The organism is Alienimonas sp. DA493, from assembly GCF_043951915.1.
Classification (GTDB): domain Bacteria; phylum Planctomycetota; class Planctomycetia; order Planctomycetales; family Planctomycetaceae; genus Alienimonas.
In genome coordinates this window covers 41,872-59,110 of sequence record NZ_JBINJD010000014.1, presented here as the reverse complement: position 1 = coordinate 59,110, position 17,239 = coordinate 41,872, and the positions used below count along the sequence as shown (strand labels likewise).

Sequence of the window (17,239 nt, the reverse complement as noted above, 5' to 3'; positions counted from 1 at the left end):
GGACCGCCGGGCGCCCGGGCCAGCCAGCCGTGTAGCGTGAGGCCGTCGGCGGTCGTCGCGGTCACGTCCCGCAGGTCGCGGCCGCCGGCGAAATCCGCGGCCGTCAGTCGGACGTCGCTGCGGCCGGCGGGGTAGATCATTCGCCGTTGCAGGACGAACAGGGCCGCCGCGACGAGCAGATACGTCAGCAGTAGGATGACGAGCAGCCGCACGCTCGCTTTCGCCCATCCAGGCCAGTCCGCGTATCGGGCGGCGAGGGTCGCGGCGGCGGGCATGCGGACGTCTTCCGGAAGGGACGGCGCCCCGTTGTACCCGGACCGCCCCCCGCCGGCCGCCGTCTTTTCCCCCTGAGCGCGATGAACGCTTCGCTCCTCCCCCGCCGGCCCCGTCGGCCGCGGTGAGGCTCCGCCCCGTCATCGACGTGCAGCACGGGCTCGCGGTGCGAGCCGTCGGCGGGAACCGGGCGGACTACCGCCCGTTCCGCTCCCCGCTCTCGCCGGCCGCGGACCCGCTGACGCTCGCCCGCCAGGTGCGGGAGCGGTGGGGGACGAACGCCGTCTATCTGGCCGACCTCGACGCGATCGCCCACGGCGGCCCCGCTTCAAGCCGGGCGAACGCCGCCCTGTGGCACGCCCTCGTCGCCGACGGGTTCGACCTGCTCCTCGACCCGGGCGTAAGACACGCGGGAGACATTGGCTCGGGTCTGACTCCCGCCGACTCTCGGATTGTTGTGGCGACGGAGTCCGCCGAGAGTCTGGCGGAGTTTCGAAAGTGTCTGTCCGCCGACGTGACGGTCGGCTGCGATCTCCGCGGCGACCGGCTGCTCGGGCCGCAGGGCGTGTGGGAGGCGGTGCGGCGGTCGGACCGGCCGGTTCTGGCGCTCGACCTGGCGGCCGTCGGGGTGGGCGAGGGGCTGCCGACGTTGCCGCTCTGCCGGGAATTGCTCGCCGAACGGCCGTCACGGACGGTCCTGACCGGCGGCGGAGTGCGGTCGATCGCGGACGTGCGGGCGGCGGAGTCGGCGGGGGTCTCGGAACTGCTGGTCGCCAGCGCCCTGTACGACGGGCGGCTTTCGGCGGAGGCGTTGCGGCCGTACCTTCCCGCCGCATGACCGCCGCCCCCGCCCCCCACCGCGTCCCCCGCCTGCACGGCGACCTGCCCGGCGTCGGCGGGGCCCTGAAGGCGGAGCCGGCCGACTTCCGGGTCTCCGAGGTCCCCGCCTACGAACCTTGCGGGGAGGGGCCGCATCTCTACCTGCGGGTCCGCAAAACGGACGTCAGCGCTGAGGCCCTCACGGCGCACCTTGCCCGCACGCTGGGCGTCGGCAAACGGGACGTCGGCACGGCCGGGCTCAAGGACCGCCGGGCGGTCACGGAGCAGTGGGTCAGCGTCCCGTCGACCGCGGAGGCCCGGCTGGACGCGGCGAACTCCGCGGGCGTCGAAGTGCTGGAGGCCCGCCGGCACACAAACAAGCTGAAGACCGGCCATCTCCGCGGCAACGTCTTCGACGTGCGGCTCCGCGGCGTCGCGCCGGACGCCGCCAAGCGGGCAGCGCCGATCGCGGAGCGGCTGAGCGCCGTCGGCTTTCCCAACGCCTTCGGCGACCAACGATTCGGTAAGAACAACTCCACGCTCGCCCTCGGCCTGGCCCTGTTGCGGGGGGAGAAGACCGACCGGGACGTGCCGGCGAAGCGCCGCAAGTTCCTCGTGCGACTGGCCCTGTCGGCGGCCCAGTCGGATCTGTTCAACGCCTGTCTGACCGATCGGCTGTCGGACGGTTCGGCGGGGACGGTTCTGCCCGGCGACGTGATGCAGGTCCGCGGCAGCGGCGGACTGTTCGTCGTGCCGGAACTGCCGATGAAGCAGGACCTTGCCGAGGAGCAAACCCGGGTCGACGCCGACGAGACGGCCGTCACCGGGCCGCTGTTCGGCCCCAAGATGAAGCGCCCGGCCGGCGACCCCGCCCGCCGGGAGGCCGCCGTGCGGGAGGCCGCGGCCCTGCCGGAGAACGCCTTCCGCCGCTTCGCCAAGCTGACCCCCGGCGCCCGGCGGCCCTACCTCGTGCGGCCCGCGGACCTCGCCGTCACGACCGTCCCCGAGGAGGACGGCGGCGGGCTGCGGGTCCGCTTCTTCCTCCCCTCCGGCAGCTACGCGACCGTGCTGCTGCGGGAACTCATCGGCGACGACACGCCCCAAGTCTCTTCCTGAAGGAACCGCACGGCATGACGAACGACCCCACGATCGGCTTTCTCGGCTGCGGCAAAATGGCCACGGCGCTCGCCGGCGGGCTGGTGAAGAGCGGCTTCGCCCCCGCGGAGCGAGTGCTCGGCTCCGCCCGCTCCGCCGCCAGTCGGGACGCTTTCGCCGAAGGGACCGGCGGGGCGAAGACCCTCGACGCCTCCGCCGACGGCAACGCGGAACTTGCCGCGGCCTCGGACGTGCTGGTGCTCTCGGTGAAGCCCTATCAGATGCGGGAGATGCTCCAAGCGACCGCGGACGATCGGAAACCCGAGGCGTTGATCGTCAGCGTCGCCGCGGGGGTGACGCTCGAGACGCTGGAGGCGGCCGCCGAGGAGGGCGCCCGGGTGGTGCGGGTGATGCCGAACACCCCCTCCTTGGTCGGCGCCGGGGCGGCGGGGTTCACCCGCGGCACGCACGCCACCGACGAGGACGCCGCCTTCGTGCAGTCGATGCTGGAATGCGTCGGCGTGGCGGAGGAAGTCTCGGAACCGCTGCTCAACGCGGTGACGGGCGTCTCCGGCAGCGGGCCGGCGTACGGGTTCCTGTTCCTGGAAGCCCTCGCCGACGCCGGCGTCCGGGCCGGGTTGCCGCGGGAGAAGGCCCAGCGCCTCGCCGCCGCCACGCTCCGCGGGGCCGCGACGATGGTGTTGGAGACCGGCGACCACCCGGCGGTGCTGAAGGACCGCGTGTGCAGCCCCGGCGGCACGACGATCACGGCGGTGGCCGCCTTGGAGGAGGCGGGCCTCCGCCGAGCCGTGCACGCCGCCGTCGCCGCCGCCGTCGAACGCAGCAAAGAGATGGCGAACGAGTGAGGGGGCGGTCGCCGCGGTCAGGGGGCCGCGTTGCGACCCCGCCGCGCCGGATGCCGTCGCCGCACCCCCCAGACGAGGACGGCAACGAGCGCCAACCCCGCCGGCGGACCGAGTGCCCAATACGGCCCGTTCCGGCTGCCGGTCATCAGCACGAGCCACGACCACGGCCGCGAAACGCCCGCGATTTGACCGCCCCGGCCTTCGCTGCGGTAAGAGCCTTCCGGGGCGTCGATCCATAGTTCGGCGGTCGGGTCCAAAGGCTCCAACGCCTCCACCCGCCATTCGCTCGTCCGACTCGCCCAGACCAACGGATGGTCTGGGGCGCCCTCCTCGGACTCGCCCCAGACGAGGAACTCGCCCGGCGGTTGTCGGTACGCCGTCGTCGTGCCGGCGAACGGCATCCGCCCGCCGTCAGGCAGCGACCGAAAGTCGGACAGCCGGCAGACGGTCGCATCGCCGGTCCAGCGGCCGGGCGCCGCATCGGCGGCGTCTTCGGCCCGGAGGTGATGGGCGTGTTCGACGCGGAACAGGTCGTGGTGGGAGTCGTCCGTGAACCAGGCGAGCAGTCCCTCCCAAGTCGTCGCGCCCTCCACCGGCCACTCGCGGGCCAGGGGGCGCTCGGAGAGCGGGACCCAAACGCGGATTGCGGGCCGTCCGTCTTTCACCTCCCGGCGATCCACGACCCAATCAGCGGGGTCGGAGGAGGCGAGGGAGATGTACGGGGTCTCTACCGGGTACCCGTGTTGCCATCCCTCCGCCCATCCACGGCCCGCAAACAGCGGCGGGGCCCAAGGAAGCGCCCGCGGGTACTGTGAGGGCTCCTCCCGCACCGAGACGTGCATGTCGTAGGGGATTTCGTCCGAAATCCCGCCGATCCAGCGATAGGGGACGAGCAGGGCCTCCGCAGGTCCGTCGCCGGGCGGCCGCAGGCAGTAGACCTGCCCCACGGCGTCGCGGACGGATTTCTCGTTCAACGGGCGACCGAACGGTTTGCCGGCCAGCCAGTTCCGACGCGGGGGGAGCGGTCCGTAGCTGTCGGGGGTGAGGAACTGCGCCCGATCGCCGCTGAGGAACATCTCGGACCAGCGGGCGAACGATTGGGCCGTGTCCTCCGGGGCGTCTCGACGGGTCTCCCGCTCGGCAACCTCCACCCGCACGCTGTGCAGGCTCTGCCGCATCTCCCGCAGCCCGGCGGCCAATTCCGCCGCGGTGGGCAGCGGGGCGGCGGGGTCGGCCGCGGCGAGGACGCACAGCAGGGCGACGGCGATGACGGACCCCTCAGGCTGGGGATGAACCGGCCGAGTGCCGGGGGATCACTTCAGCTCAAACGGCTTCTCGCTGGCCTTGTCGCCGCCGAAGCTGGCGCGGAAGGCGTCGATCTGCGGGGCGACGGTTTTCTCCGGGCCGGCCATTTTCAGGAAATAGTTGCCCTGACCCGGCACCGCGACGATCGCGGCGAGCATGCGGGAGTCCGGCTTGCGAACGGTTTTGCCCATCATCGGCGGGCCGTCCGGGGCGTTCCAGGTGCCGCTGGCGTCCAGCAGTTTGTATTCGCCCTCGCGGCCCTTGCCCTGGACCACCGTCACCTCGCGGCCCTCAGCGACGAACTGGTCGACCCACCGCTGGAGGTTCGCCGCGTCCGAGCCGCCGAAACCGCCGAACACGGTCAGTTCGGTTTCGTCCTCGACGCCCTCGGGCGCCGGGATGACGAACTGGGCCAGCCGCAGGCGGTTGGCGGCCGGTTCCTTCTTCCAGCTCTCCGGGACCGTGAGGGTGAGATCGCCGGCGGCGACCTCGACCGTCTTCGGCTGCTCGTCGTCCTGCAGAGGGGCGGACGCGGCGGCCGGCAGGCCGAGGGCGGCCAGGCCCAGCAGGGCGGCGGCGGAGGCGGTCAGACGGCGGCGGAACATGCGGGGGTCTCCGAGGCGACGGGGCGAGTTCCCCGGAGTATCCGCCGCGGCCCGACCGCCCGCCACCCGCCGCGTCCCGACCGCCGTGCGGGCCGTTTCCCCACCGCCCGGGCGGGTTCGCCGAGCGTCGCCCCTAACGCCCGCAACTTCTCCGCCGGGCGTTCGTACCCGCGGAGCAGCAACGACGCCCGGCCGATGCGGCTCGTTCCCTCGGCGGCGAGGGCGGCGATCAGCAGGGCGGCGGCGGCCCGCAGGTCCGGGGCGTGCACCTCGCCGCCGTACAGGTCCCCGCCGGTGATGACGGCGGTGGCGCCGGCCCGTTCCACGGAGGCGTGAAAGCGGGGCAGGCGGCGGAGGTGGGCGCTGCGTTCCGGGAAGACGTCGTCCGTCAGCAGGCTGGTGCCCTCGGCGACGGCAGCCAACGCGGCCAGTTGCGGGAGGACGTCCGTCGGCAGGCCCGGGAAGGCGGCGGAGCGGACCTCGAACGCCGTCGGCCGACCGCAGGAGGCCACCCGGACCGACTGGTGGGCGCCGGCCCCGCAGGTGGAGACGCGGGCCCCGCTATCGCGCAGGGCCGCGGCCACCGCGGCGACCTCAGACGGATCCACGCCGTCGACGACCACCCGCCCGCCGGTCGCGGCGGCGGCGATCATCCAGGTCGCGGCTTCGATGCGGTCCCCCGGCACCACGGCGGCCGGGCAGCGGCCGCTCACGCCCCGCAGGCGCCGCACCCCGGTGACGATGAGCGTCCGCGTGCCGAGGCCCTCAATTTCGGCGCCGGCGGCCTGCAGCAGTTCGCCGACCGCGACGACCTCCGGCTCCCGGGCCGCGCCGTTCAACACGGAGACGCCGTCGGCGACCGCGGCGGCGCACAGGGCGTTGATGGTGCCGGTGACCGTCGGCGACGGCGGCAGGCCGGGGGTCGGGGGAGCGGAGAGGAAGATGTCGGCCCCCTTCAGCCGATCCACGGAGACCGTCACGCCGTCCTGATCGCGCTCGACGTTCGCCCCCAGCGCCTCGAAGGCGGCGAGGTGGCGGTCGATCGGGCGGGGGCCGAGGTCGCAGCCGCCGACGGTCGCCAGCCGCACGGCCCCGCCGCCGTGCAGGGCGCAGCGGGCCAGCAGCGGGCCGAGCAGGCAGACGGCCCCCCGCATCGCGGCGACCCGCACCGGGCTGGGTTCGAACGGCAGCGCGTCGGGCCGCACGCGGGCCGCGTCGACCCGCACCGTGCCGTCGCTAGACTCGACGGTCGCCCCGAGTTCGCGGAGCAACTCGAGCATGAACCGGGTGTCGGTCAGGTCCGGCACCCGCCGCAGCGTGGTGGGGCCGTCCGTCAGCAGGGCCGCGGCGAGCATCGGCAGGGCGGCGTTCTTCGACCCGCCCACCCGCACCCGGCCCCGCAGCGGGACGCCGCCGGTCACGCACAGCGTGCCGTTTCGGTTGATGTCGCCGGACCGCGTCGTGCCGCGCGGGCCCCACGGCAGACTGGTCGCCGTCGTCGCTGCGTCCATCCTTGGACTCCGTTGAGAATGTGTTCCGTCCGGCGCGATTCTACGCGCGCCGGGAGTTTCCCCACAAGGGGCTCCTGACTTCGCCCCGGAGTTGGTCACGCGAGGAGCGCCGCGACCGCGTCCGCAGCGGCCTCGACCTCCGCCGGCGTGGTGAAGGGGCCGACGGAGAAGCGGACGGCGCCGCCCCGGCCGCCCGTCACGAAGTGGGCGTGCGCGCTCGGGGCGCAGTGCAGGCCCGCCCGACACTCCACGCCGAAGCTGGCGTCCAGCACGGCGGCGGCCTCCGTCGGTTCCCATCCCGGCAGCGTGACGGCGACGAGTCCGCAGCGCCGGCTCGCGTCCGGCGGGCCGAGAATCCCCACCCCAGGCAGAGCGGTCAGGCGGTCGATCAGCTGGCTGAGCCGTTCGACCGAGCGAGCGTGCAGCGCGTCCACGCCCTCCCGCTCAATCCACTCGACCGCCGCCAGCAACCCGGCGATTCCGGGCAGGTTGGGCGTGCCCGGTTCCAGGCGGTGCGGCAGGTCGGGCGGCATCGCCTCGCCCCCGCCGGCCCCGGTTCCGCCGAGGCGGGCGGGGTTTAGCTGCGGCTCGGCCCGCTCGCCGACGGTCAGCACGCCGACGCCCGGAGGACCGAGCAGCCCCTTGTGGCCGCCGGTCGCCAGCAGGTCCACGCCCCAACTGTCGACGTCAATCGGCACGTGCCCCGCGGTTTGGCAGGCGTCGAGCAGGAGCAGGGCGCCGCGGGCCCGGCAAACAGCGGCCAACTCCGCCACCGGCTGGACCGTCCCGGCGACGTTGGAGCCGTGCGAGAGGGCGACGAGCTTCACCGGGGCCGGGGCGTCGCGGAGGACAGACTCCAGTTCCTCAGGCCGGTAGAAACCGTCCTCGGTGCAGTCGAGGGGGTGGACCGCCACGCCCCGCGCCCGCAGGGCCGCGAGGGGGCGGGTGACGGAGGTGTGCTCCAACACGCCGACGACCGCGTGATCGCCCGGCTTCAGCAGGCCGAACAGGGCGAGGTTGAGGGCGTCGGTCCCGCCGGCGGTGAAGACGACCCGCTCCGGGGAGCCGACGCCCAGCAGCCGGGCCACGGCCCCGCGGCAGCGGGTCAGCAGGGCCGCCGACTCCGCGCCGCGGCGGGCGTTGCCGCGGCCGGGGGAGGGGAGGCCCAGCGCCGCCCGCATCGCCTCGGCGACGCCCGGGGCCTTCGGCAGACTGGTCGCCGCATGGTCGAGGTAAACCGTCTCCACGTCGCCGCTTTCAGTTCCACTGCGGATCGGCCAGCCCGGTGCGACCGGTCTTGAAGCCGGCCTTCACCAGGTGACGGCGGAGGTGGCGGAGGACGACGTCGGTGCGCACGTCGGGGTCGGTCTGGTCCAGCAGTTCCTGCGAATCGTCCGGGGAGAGCTGTAACACGCTCGCCACCACGTCGCACACCATCCCCGGGGTCACGCAGCGGCCGAAGGCCCGGGCGAGCACGTCCGGCAGATCGACGTCCGGGTACAGGCCGACGAAGGCGTCGGTGATCTGCCTGGTGCGGGCGGGGCGGTCGAGGTCCGGGCGGGCGCCGCAGCGGTCGGGCAGGGGGGCGACGGCGGCGAGGCGGTAGCCGGCGTCGGTGATCCGTTCGCTCTTCACCGCGGCCCGCACCACGCCCCGCAGCACGATGTGGAAGCGGCCGTCCGGCAATTCCTGCTCCGCGACGATCTTGCCGAGGCAGACCGTGTCGTGGATCGGCGGGCGATCGCTCTCGGTGACGAACTCCTCGCCGTGGGGCAGTTCGGTGTCGAACCCCTCCCGCAGCCGGGCCATGGCGATCAGGCGTTCGCCCCGGCGGTCCGCGCCGGGCGGTTCGCCCGGTTCGTCCCGCCGCTCCAAGCCGAGGGCGTCCCGAGTCATCGCCCGGTAGCGGGGCTCGAAGATGTGCAGGGGGAGCAGCGTGTGGGGGAAGAACACGCAGCCCGGCAGCGGGAACAGCGGGACCTTGCCGCTGAAGTTGCGGGGCAGCCGCTCCGGCCCCTTGGTGGCGTGGGGGGCGACGGGCTCCGGCACGCCGCAGTCGTCGTCCTCCTCCGCTCCGGCGCCGTCGGCCCCGTCGTCGCGCCCCCGGCCGGACGGATCGTCCCCGGGGCGGGGGTCGTCGTCCGGCGGGTGTTCGGGGGGCGTCATCGCAGTCGCGTCGGAGTGGCGGGCGTTGAAGGGTAGACGGCCGAGAGATTCTGACACCGCCCTCGGAACGATCCGGCGCCGGTTGCTAGGTTGCCGGGATGGCCGCCCCCCCCAAGCCCGACGCCCCCGCCGAACGCCGCGTCCGCACCGTGCTTCGCCGGTTGAAAGCGGCGTACCCGGTCGCGGAATGCGCCCTGCACCACGATTCCCCCTTCCAACTGCTGGCGGCCACGATCCTGTCGGCCCAGTGCACCGACGCCCGGGTCAACCAGACGACGCCGGCCCTGTTCGCCCGCTTCCCCGACGCCGCCGCCCTGGCCGACGCGGACGTGCGAGAGGTCGAAACGCTGGTGCAAAGCTGCGGGTTCTTCCGCTCCAAGGCGAAGAACCTGGTCGGGATGGCGACGGCCCTGGTGGAGCGGCACGGCGGGGAGGTGCCGCGGCGGTTGGAGGACCTCGTCACGCTGCCGGGGGTGGGGCGGAAGACGGCGAACGTGGTGCTGGGCGTCTGCTTCGGCATCGCGGAGGGCGTGGTGGTGGATACCCACGTCGGCCGGATCAGCCGTCGGCTGGCCTTCACCGAGGAGAAAGACGCCGTGAAGGCGGAGCGGGACCTCTGCGAACTGTTGCCGAAGTCCCGCTGGGTCAGCTTTTCCCACCGCCTGATCCTGCACGGCCGGAGCGTCTGCGACGCCCGCAAGCCGCGGTGCGAGGAGTGCGCCCTGCGCAGCGTCTGCCCGCGGGTGGGGGTGGGAAAAACGGGGGAGAGATGAGGAGTGAGGGGGGAGGAGTGGACGAACCGGCCGCTTCACGCCGACAGGACTCCTCCTTCCCCCTCACCCCTTCCTCCTCCCCCGACTTGATCCTCACCGGCCCCGCGATCGAAGCCCGGCGGCAGCGCGGGGACATCGTCATCGATCCCTACGACCCGGCGCGGCTGAACCCGAACAGCTACAACCTCAGTCTGCACGACGAGTTGCTGGTCTACAGCGACCTCGAACTGGACATGGCGAAGCCGGCCCGGTTCACGCGGCACCGCATTCCCGAGGAGGGGCTGACGCTCTACCCGCACCGGCTCTATCTGGCCCGCACGGCGGAGCGGACGGAGACGCGGAACCTCGTGCCGATGCTGGAGGGCCGCAGCAGCGTGGGGCGGCTGGGGCTGTTCATTCACGTCACGGCCGGCTTCGGCGACGTGGGCTTCTGCGGGTTCTGGACGCTGGAGATGTTCTGCGTCCAACCGGTGCGAATCTACGCCGGGGTGGAGATCGGTCAGATCTTCTATCACACCCTCGAGGGCGAGCCGCTGAACTACGCCGAGGCCCCCGGCGCGGGCGGCAAGTACCAGCACAACCGCGACATCCAGCCGAGCCTGCTGTACCGGGAGTTCGACCAGGACCCGCAGGGCGAACTGTTCGAGCACGCCGGCGGCTGATTGGCGGGCGGGGCCGCGGCCGGACGGGCCGGCGCCCGCGGCGGCGATCCGGTATCGTGGCCGGTCCGCCGCGGCAGTCGGTCGCGTTTCGTGTTGCCGTCCGGGTTCGCCGTTGTCGCCGACAATCGCCGTCGTGGTTTTCCTGGCCGGCGCCGCGGCGATCGCGGTGGTCGGCACGCGGATGACGGGGTTGGCGGACCGACTGGCGGACCGCACCGGGTTGGGCGAGGCCGTCGCCGGGGCGGCCCTGCTGGGCGCGGCGACCTCCCTGCCGGGCATCGTGGCGAGCGTGACCGCGGCGCTGGACGGACGGGCCGAAATGGCGCTGTCCAACGCCGTCGGCGGCATCGCGGCCCAAACCGCGTTCCTCGCCGTCGCGGACCTCTGTTATCGCAAGGCGAACCTCGAACACGCCGCCGCCAGCGCCGCGAATATGGTGCAGGCGGCGTTGCTGGTCGTGTTGCTGACTTCCCTCCTCGCCGCGATACAGGCTCCGGCGGTGACCGTGTGGGGCGTGCACCCGATCACGCCGGCCCTGTTCGTCGCCTACGTCTTCGGACTGCGGTTGATCGCCGCGACACGCGACGATCCCGCCTGGGAGCCGGAGGAGACCCCCGAGACAGTGCCGGACGTCGACGAGTCGGGGAGCGACGACGCGTCGCTGCGGCGGCTCTGGGCGGAGTTCCTCGCCGCGGCGGCGGTGGTGGGCGTCGCCGGGTGGGTCGTCACCCGGGCGACGGTTACGCTGGCGGCGGAGTGGGGCTTCAACCAGACCGTCGCCGGGGCGCTGTTCACCGCGGTGGCGACGAGTCTGCCGGAACTGATCACCTCGGTGGCCGCCGTGCGACGGGGGGCCCTGACGCTGGCGGTGGGCGGGGTGATCGGGGGGAACTGCTTCGACACGCTGTTCGCCGCCGCCGCCGACGTGGCCTACCGCGACGGCAGCCTCTACCACGCCGCGACGGCTCATTCGAACCGGGAAACGCTGCTGCTGGCCGTCAGCGCCGCGATGGCGGGCGTGCTCCTGCTGGGGCTGCTCGACCGCCAGAAACGCGGACCGGCGACGATCGGGTGGGAGTCCTGCGTCGTGCTGGTCCTCTACGCCGGGACGCTGGGGCTGATCGGCCTGGCAATGTGACGGGCCGGGCGCCGGTTCAGCCGTCCTCGCCCGTTTCCCCGGCGACCGGCTCCGCCGCGGGCAGGCCGACGAGCGCCGCGAACTGCTCTTCCGTGAGCACCGGCACGCCGGCTTTCTCCGCCTTGGCCAGTTTGGAGCCGGCCCGGGCGCCCGCGACGAGGTAGTCGGTCCGTTTGCTGACGGAGGAGCTCGCCTTGCCGCCGTGCTGCCGGATCAATTCTTCGATCTCGTCCCGCTTGAAGCGGTTCAACGTGCCGGTGACGACCACGCTTTTGCCGCCCAGCGGGCCGTCCGCCTCGGCCTTCGGCTTTTTCTCCGCCTCGCTGCCCAGGTTCAGGCCGAGAGCGCGGAACTCCTCCACCGTGGCCCGGTTGGCCGGGTCGGCGAACCAGGCGGCGAGGCTGGCCGCGATGACCCCGCCGATCTCCTCCGTCGCGGCGAGGCTGTCGGCGTCGTGCTTCATGATCTCGTCCAGCGTGCCGAACTCGTTCGCCAGCGCCCGCGAGACCGTGTTGCCGACGTGCCGGATGTTCAAACTCGTCAGCAACCGCCAGAGCGGCTGCGATTTGCTCTTCTCGATCCCGGCGAGCAGGTTGTCCACGCTCGTTTCGCCCATCCGTTCCAGGGCGAGCAGCTCCTCTCGCCGGTCCTTCAGGCGGTAGAGGTCCGGCAGGCTGGTGACGAGGCCGCTGGTCAGCAGGGCGTCGATCAGCTTCTCGCCCAGGCCGTCCACGTCCATCGCCTTACGACTGGCGAAGTACTTGATGCTGCCCCGCAGGCGTCCCGGGCAGCGTTCGTTCGGACAGCGGAAGTCGACGCCGCCCTCCTCCCGCACCAGCATGTGACCGCAGACCGGGCAGTCGGCGGGGAAGCGGATCGGCGTCTCGTCGCCGGTGCGGGCCTCCATCTCCACGCGGACGACGTGGGGGATGATCTTGCCGGCCTTCTCCATCACGACGCGGTCGCCGATCCGCAGGTCGAGGCGTTCGATCTCGTCCCGGTTGTGCAGGCTGGCCCGGGAGACGGTCGTGCCGGCGATCTCCACCGGCTCCAGCGCCGCCACCGGCGTGACCCGGCCGGTTTTGCCCACCTGGAAGGTGACGTCCGTCAGCGTCGTCTCGGCCTCCCATTTCTCCCACTTGAAGGCGACGGCCCACCGCGGGGACTTCGACCGCAGTCCCAGCGTCGCCCGCTGGGCGTGCGAATCGACCTTCACCACGATGCCGTCGACTTCGAAGTCCAACTCCGGGACGGCCTCGACCATCTCGCCGATCGCGGCGACGAGGCCGGGCATGTCGGTCGCCGTCCGCACCTGCGGGGTCGGGGCGATGCCCCAGGCCCGCAGCCGGTCGAGGAACGCCCCGTGCGTGCCGAACGCGGCGGCGTCTCCCCCGCTGACGTACCCCGTGCCGTGCCCGAGGAATCGCAGTCGCCGCTGGGCGCACAGCGACGGGTCGAGCAGCTTGAGCGACCCGGCCGTGAGGTTGCGGGGGTTGGCGTAGACCTCGTCCCCGGCGGCCTGGCGGGCGGCCCGCAGCTTGGCGAAGTCGCTGTTGCGGATGTAGGCCTCGCCGCGGACCTCGCACTCCTCCGGCACGTCGTCCGGGGAGGCGTCCAGCCGCAGCGGCACGCCGCCCAGGGTGCGGGCGTTGTGGGTCACGTCGTCGCCCCGGGCCCCGTCTCCCCGCGTGACGGCCCGGGCCAGGGCGCCGCGTTCGTAGATCAGGGCGAGGGCCACGCCGTCGATTTTGTATTCCAGCAGGTACGTGACCTCCGGCTCGGGCGGCGCTTCGCCCCCGGCCGGTTCGGCCCCGGCGGCTTTGGCGTCCGCGGCGGCCTGTTCCCGCAGGCGTTTGCGGACGCGGGCGTCCCATTCGGAGAGCCCCTGCTCGTCGTAGACGTTCTCCACCGAGAGCATCGGCGTGCGGTGCTCGACGGTGACGAACCCCTCGATCGGCTCCCCGCCGACCCGCTGGCTGGGGCTGTCCGCGGAGGCCAGCTCCGGGTGGGCCTCCTCTAGGTCGATCAGCCGCCGCATCAGGCGGTCGTACTCCCGGTCCGGGATCTCCGGCCTGGCCTCGACGTAGTACAGCCGGTTGTGGCGCCGCAGTTCGGAGCGAAGGGATTCGACCTCCGCGGCGGCCTCCTCGGCGATCGTGGGCGGACCGTCAGCCGGCGGGGCGTCGAACAGGTCTGCGGCGGGGGAACCTGTCTGTGCCAACGCAGCCTCCGAACGGATGTGGTGAACGGGAGGATACCGCTTTCGCCCCGACCCGAACCACCGAGCCGACGGCTCGACATGAAAAAACGGACCCGCCCCGGGCGGGGCGAGTCCGTCGGCGTTTCACCGGCCGACCGGGAAGCGGTCGGCGGGCAATGAAACGGGGGGGCTCAGGCGTCGTCGCCGCTGATGTCGCCCGGGGTCTCCGGGGCCTCGGTGGCGGGGCCGGCGTCGATGGTGGCGTCCGGCACGACGCTGTTGGAGGAGCCGGCGTCGTTGACGTCGACGTCGACGTTCGGGGCGTTCTGCACCGGGGCGGCGTTCCGCACCGGGGCGTTCGGCTGGGTGGTGGTGTTCAGCGGCTGCGGCTGAATCACGCCGCCCTGCTGCAACGGCTGGGCGAAGTTGGTGGTGCCGTCCACCTGGGTGCCGGTGGCGCAGTTCGGGCAGTTGGAGACGGCCGGGGCGCCGTAAACCGGCTGGCCGTAGCTGGGCTGACCGTAGACCGGCTGACCGTAGCTGGCGCCGTAGGACTGACCGCAGGGGGTGGCGTAGGAGGAGGTCGCCGCGCCGGAGCAGCTGTTACACGTGCCGGAGGTCTGCACGACGCCGTAGCTGGGCTGGCTGTAGGCGACGGTCGCGGAGCCGCAGGTGCTCGTGGCGCAGGGGGAGCAGCTGGACGAAGCGTAGCTCGGGGCGGCGTAGCTCTGCCCGTAGGCGCTGGTCGGGGCGGCGTAGCTCTGGCCGCAGGGCGTGCCGCAGGAGGAAGACGGGGCGCTGTAGGCGTGGCTCGTCCGGGTGACGTAGCCGGTCGAACCGCAGCGGTTGGCCGGGGCGCTGTAGCCGTAGCTCGGGGCGGCGTAGGTCGGGGCGGCGTTGCCGCAGGAGCTACAGGAGCTGCCGTAGCTGCCGGCGAAGGCCGGAGCCGCGGTCAGGGCGGCGGCGCCGGCGAAGAGAGCGAAGCGGATCATGGGAGGCGGATCTGGGTCTTCAGGAGGGGGGTGCGAACGGCGGGCGCGACCGCCGCGGGATTCGTCCCACCCAGGACCGGGAGTCCCAGTCGGGGAGACGGCACCGTGTCGGATGAGACTCGCGCCGCGAAACCACAGACGACGTCGCTGAAAGCAGACGTCCCCCGTCGTTCCGAACGGCCTAACCTTGACAGTCCCCCCAAACCTTCGCAACGACCACGACGCCTGCCGCGACCGGACGAGCGGACACATCCGGCAATCTCCGAGTTTCCCCTACCACCTGCACCCGGGACGGGCCGGCGGGCGCTATGAAGGCGGTCTCGGCCCGATCTCCCGTTCCCCCCTCCCGTTCCCGCCTCTCGCTGGCGTCCCGCGATGTCTTCCCCCGCGACTCCGCCCGCCGCCCGGTGGTCGTTCCGCGACGCCTCCGGGGCGACGGCGACCTTCGGCCCCGCGGCCGTCCCCCGGCTGATGGGAATCGTCAACGTCACTCCCGACAGCTTCTCCGACGGCGGCCGCTGGGCGACGGTCGACGCCGCCGTCGCTCACGCGCTGGAACTGGCCGACGCCGGCGCCGCGATGCTGGACGTCGGCGGCGAGTCCACCCGCCCCGGCGCCGACCCGGTGGGGGAAGAGGAGGAGCTCCGCCGCGTCGTGCCGGTGATCGAAGCCTTGGCGGAGCGGACGGCGGTTCCGATCTCCGTCGACACCATGAAGGCGGCCGTCGCGGCCGCGGCCCTCGACGCCGGGGCCGGGGTGGTCAACGACGTCTCCGGCCTCCTGCACGACCCGGCGATGACGCCGCTGTGCGCCCAACGCGGGTGCGGCGTCGTGGCGATGCACATGGTCGGCAACCCCCGCACGATGCAGATCGATCCCCGTTACGACGACGTGCTGGCGGAGGTCTCCGCCCACCTCGCCGTGCGGCTGGACGAATTGGAGGAGGCCGGGGTGCGGCGGGAGGCCGTGCTGATCGACCCCGGCATCGGCTTCGGCAAGACCGCGGCCCACAACCTCGCCCTGCTGCGGGGCGTGCCGACGCTGAAGCAGCTCGGCCGGCCGACGCTGATCGGGCACAGCCGCAAGGGGTTCCTCAAGGCCCTGCTGGGGCGGGAGGTGGAGGAACGCACCGCCGGGACGATCGGCGTGTCGGTCGCGCTCGCCTCGCTGGGGGCCGACTGGCTGCGGGTGCACGACGTCGCCGCCGTTCGCGACGCCCTCGCCGCCTGGGCCGCGGTCGCCGGGACGCCCCGCCCCGCGTAACGCCGAGGCCCCGCGGGGCCTCGGCGTTACGACTCGTCTCCTAGAAGACCGGAGCGAACATCCGGCAAAAGTTCTCCGCCAGCACGCGCCAGTGGGCGCGGGCGGCCCGGCTCTCGGGGGTGATCCGCGTCGCCTTCTTCAGATCGGCGTCGAACCGCTCGACGAGTCGTTCGGCGGTGCGGTCGTCGAACAGGGCGAGGTTCACCTCGAAATTCAGGAAGAAGCTGCGGGCGTCGAGGTTGGCGCTGCCGACGAGGCTCCAGGTGCCGTCGATCGTCAGCGTTTTGGCGTGCAGGGTGCCGGCGGCGTATTCGTGGATCTCCACACCGGCCCGCAGGAGCACGTCGTAGTCGCTGCGGCCGGCGAAGATCGTCCACGGCTTGCCGCCCACCCCGGGCACCAGCAGTCGCACCCGCACGCCCCGCCACGCCGCCGCCTCGAGCGCCTGCACGATCGGCAGCGGCGGGACGAAGTAGCCGGTCGTCAGGTCGATCGTCTTCCTCGCTCCGGTGATCGCGGTGAAGAACAGATTCGGCAGCCCCCGCGGCACGGACCGCTCCCCGACGGGCGTCGGCCCGGACGGCCCGCCGGGCACGCACTGCACGATCGCGGAGCCCCGGCTGACGGGCTCCGGATAAAGCTCTTCGTGCTCCTCCTCCTCGCCCAGCACGACCCCGGTGGCGAAGTACCAGTCCTCCGCGAACACCTGTTGGAGTTGGAGGACGCCCGGCCCCTCGACCCGCAGGTGGGTGTCCCGCCACCAGCGGCGCCGCTCCTTCGCCGCTTTGCCGAACCAGTGCCGCCAGCCGCCGGTGCGGGCCAGGCCGAGGTACTCGTCGCCGACGTTCATCCCCCCCGTGAAGGCCACCTTGCCGTCGACCACCACGATCTTGCGGTGGTTGCGGAGGTTCAGGCTCCACCGCTCCCGCAAGCTGGCGCCGGGCAGGAACGACGCCACCTTCGCCCCGGCCTCCCGCAGCGGCCGGAGCCACCGCCGGGTCAGCCACAGCGACCCGATGCCGTCGTACAGGAACCGCACCTCCACCCCCTCCGCGGCCTTCCGGACCAGTAAATCCCGCAGCGCCGTGCCGGTGCGGTCCGGCTTCCAGATGTAGTACTCGAGATGAATCGAAGAGGTCGCCGCCTCGATCTCCCGCCGGATCAGCCCGAGGGTGCGGTTGGTGTCGTCCAGCACCTCGACCCGGTTCCCGCCCACCGCCGGGAAGCGGCCGACGGCGGTTTGCAGCCGCATCAGGGTGCGGTCCGGCTCCTGCGTCGACTCCGACGGGAACACGCGATACTCGTTCAGCGACGGGGTGACGGCGTCGATGCGGGCGTCGCCGATCGCCTTCAACTCCGCCCGGCGGTTCACCCGGTTCACCCCGAACACGAGGAACAGCAGACCGCCGAGGTAGGGCACCAGCACGATCGCCATGATCCAGGCGACCGTGCTGGCCGGACTGTCTTTTTTGAGCAGCAACACCCATCGCACGAGGACCAGCGTGAGCAGATAGCCGTCCACGGTCAGGACCGCGGCCAGCCAGCCGGACACCGGGAGCCAGTCGAACACG

General features: G+C 72.8%; 15 protein-coding genes and 1 pseudogene. 7 read left to right on the top strand and 9 right to left on the bottom strand.

Annotation, left to right across the window (positions count from 1 at the left end; translation table 11 throughout):
* Nucleotides 1-275, bottom strand: a pseudogene (locus tag ACG2DA_RS03845) (hypothetical protein); the annotation flags it as partial.
* A 122-nt stretch (nucleotides 276-397) separates the two neighbouring features.
* Here ACG2DA_RS03845 and ACG2DA_RS03840 point away from each other — a divergent pair.
* From ACG2DA_RS03840 to proC, 3 genes are read left to right on the top strand one after another with little or no spacing between them, the layout of a single operon-like run.
* The gene (locus ACG2DA_RS03840; RefSeq protein ID WP_395254146.1) at nucleotides 398-1,111 is read left to right on the top strand and encodes a HisA/HisF-related TIM barrel protein; all 714 of its coding nucleotides are present in this window, start codon (nucleotides 398-400) and stop codon (nucleotides 1,109-1,111) included.
* Nucleotides 1,108-2,208, top strand: coding sequence for a tRNA pseudouridine(13) synthase TruD (gene truD / locus ACG2DA_RS03835; RefSeq protein ID WP_395254145.1), 1,101 nt, complete (start codon nucleotides 1,108-1,110; stop codon nucleotides 2,206-2,208). Before ACG2DA_RS03840 ends, truD begins: the two co-directional genes overlap by 4 nt.
* Before the next feature lie 14 nt (nucleotides 2,209-2,222).
* Nucleotides 2,223-3,053, top strand: coding sequence for a pyrroline-5-carboxylate reductase (proC, locus tag ACG2DA_RS03830; RefSeq protein ID WP_395254144.1), 831 nt, complete (start codon nucleotides 2,223-2,225; stop codon nucleotides 3,051-3,053).
* Nucleotides 3,054-3,070: 17 nt separating this feature from the next.
* On the opposite strand, the gene ACG2DA_RS03825 is transcribed toward proC, so the two are convergent.
* From ACG2DA_RS03825 to ACG2DA_RS03805, 5 genes are all read right to left on the bottom strand, one after another.
* Nucleotides 3,071-4,252 carry a hypothetical protein gene (locus tag ACG2DA_RS03825; protein WP_395254143.1) on the bottom strand — a complete coding sequence of 394 codons (1,182 nt, stop codon included), beginning with the start codon at nucleotides 4,250-4,252 and terminating at the stop codon, nucleotides 3,071-3,073.
* A gap of 114 nt (nucleotides 4,253-4,366) precedes the next feature.
* Nucleotides 4,367-4,963: a hypothetical protein gene (locus ACG2DA_RS03820; protein WP_395254142.1), complete on the bottom strand. Its 597-nt coding sequence runs from the start codon at nucleotides 4,961-4,963 to the stop codon at nucleotides 4,367-4,369.
* On the bottom strand, nucleotides 4,945-6,474 hold the full coding sequence (locus tag ACG2DA_RS03815; protein ID WP_395254141.1) for a UDP-N-acetylglucosamine 1-carboxyvinyltransferase: 1,530 nt from the start codon (nucleotides 6,472-6,474) through the stop codon (nucleotides 4,945-4,947). Before ACG2DA_RS03815 ends, ACG2DA_RS03820 begins: the two co-directional genes overlap by 19 nt.
* 95 nt (nucleotides 6,475-6,569) lie before the next feature.
* The gene (locus ACG2DA_RS03810) at nucleotides 6,570-7,721 is read right to left on the bottom strand and encodes an aminotransferase class V-fold PLP-dependent enzyme (RefSeq protein ID WP_395254140.1); all 1,152 of its coding nucleotides are present in this window, start codon (nucleotides 7,719-7,721) and stop codon (nucleotides 6,570-6,572) included.
* A gap of 10 nt (nucleotides 7,722-7,731) precedes the next feature.
* Nucleotides 7,732-8,640 carry an LON peptidase substrate-binding domain-containing protein gene (locus ACG2DA_RS03805; RefSeq protein ID WP_395254139.1) on the bottom strand — a complete coding sequence of 303 codons (909 nt, stop codon included), beginning with the start codon at nucleotides 8,638-8,640 and terminating at the stop codon, nucleotides 7,732-7,734.
* Nucleotides 8,641-8,738: 98 nt separating this feature from the next.
* On the opposite strand from ACG2DA_RS03805, the gene nth reads away from it, so the two are divergent.
* The 3 genes from nth (at nucleotide 8,739) to ACG2DA_RS03790 (ending at nucleotide 11,213) form a co-directional block, all read left to right on the top strand.
* Nucleotides 8,739-9,413, top strand: a complete 675-nt coding sequence (gene nth, locus ACG2DA_RS03800) for an endonuclease III (protein ID WP_395254138.1) — start codon at nucleotides 8,739-8,741, stop codon at nucleotides 9,411-9,413.
* A gap of 86 nt (nucleotides 9,414-9,499) precedes the next feature.
* On the top strand, nucleotides 9,500-10,075 hold the full coding sequence (dcd, locus tag ACG2DA_RS03795) for a dCTP deaminase (protein ID WP_395254148.1): 576 nt from the start codon (nucleotides 9,500-9,502) through the stop codon (nucleotides 10,073-10,075).
* 133 nt (nucleotides 10,076-10,208) lie between these two features.
* Complete coding sequence (locus tag ACG2DA_RS03790) at nucleotides 10,209-11,213, top strand: sodium:calcium antiporter (protein ID WP_395254137.1); 1,005 nt, start codon at nucleotides 10,209-10,211, stop codon at nucleotides 11,211-11,213.
* A 16-nt stretch (nucleotides 11,214-11,229) separates the two neighbouring features.
* On the opposite strand, the gene ligA is transcribed toward ACG2DA_RS03790, so the two are convergent.
* Entirely contained in the window at nucleotides 11,230-13,434 is a 2,205-nt protein-coding gene (gene ligA, locus ACG2DA_RS03785; RefSeq protein WP_395254136.1) for an NAD-dependent DNA ligase LigA, read from the bottom strand.
* A 170-nt stretch (nucleotides 13,435-13,604) separates the two neighbouring features.
* Complete coding sequence (locus tag ACG2DA_RS03780; protein ID WP_395254135.1) at nucleotides 13,605-14,405, bottom strand: hypothetical protein; 801 nt, start codon at nucleotides 14,403-14,405, stop codon at nucleotides 13,605-13,607.
* A 375-nt stretch (nucleotides 14,406-14,780) separates the two neighbouring features.
* Here ACG2DA_RS03780 and folP point away from each other — a divergent pair, with 375 nt between their 5' ends.
* Nucleotides 14,781-15,668 carry a dihydropteroate synthase gene (gene folP / locus ACG2DA_RS03775; RefSeq protein ID WP_395254134.1) on the top strand — a complete coding sequence of 296 codons (888 nt, stop codon included), beginning with the start codon at nucleotides 14,781-14,783 and terminating at the stop codon, nucleotides 15,666-15,668.
* Nucleotides 15,669-15,708: 40 nt separating this feature from the next.
* On the opposite strand, the gene cls is transcribed toward folP, so the two are convergent.
* Nucleotides 15,709-17,238 carry a cardiolipin synthase gene (gene cls / locus ACG2DA_RS03770; RefSeq protein WP_395254133.1) on the bottom strand — a complete coding sequence of 510 codons (1,530 nt, stop codon included), beginning with the start codon at nucleotides 17,236-17,238 and terminating at the stop codon, nucleotides 15,709-15,711.
* Nucleotide 17,239: the final 1 nt, after the last annotated feature.

Excerpts from the sequence above, each read along its gene's own strand:
- ACG2DA_RS03815 (WP_395254141.1), bottom strand. The coding sequence starts at position 6,474 with ATGGACGCAGCGACGACGGCGACCAGTCTGCCGTGGGGCCCGCGCGGC.
- proC (WP_395254144.1), top strand. The coding sequence starts at position 2,223 with ATGACGAACGACCCCACGATCGGCTTTCTCGGCTGCGGCAAAATGGCC.
- ACG2DA_RS03780 (WP_395254135.1), bottom strand. The coding sequence starts at position 14,405 with ATGATCCGCTTCGCTCTCTTCGCCGGCGCCGCCGCCCTGACCGCGGCT.
- truD (WP_395254145.1), top strand. The coding sequence starts at position 1,108 with ATGACCGCCGCCCCCGCCCCCCACCGCGTCCCCCGCCTGCACGGCGAC.
- folP (WP_395254134.1), top strand. The coding sequence starts at position 14,781 with ATGTCTTCCCCCGCGACTCCGCCCGCCGCCCGGTGGTCGTTCCGCGAC.
- ACG2DA_RS03820 (WP_395254142.1), bottom strand. The coding sequence starts at position 4,963 with ATGTTCCGCCGCCGTCTGACCGCCTCCGCCGCCGCCCTGCTGGGCCTG.
- nth (WP_395254138.1), top strand. The coding sequence starts at position 8,739 with ATGGCCGCCCCCCCCAAGCCCGACGCCCCCGCCGAACGCCGCGTCCGC.
- ACG2DA_RS03805 (WP_395254139.1), bottom strand. The coding sequence starts at position 8,640 with ATGACGCCCCCCGAACACCCGCCGGACGACGACCCCCGCCCCGGGGAC.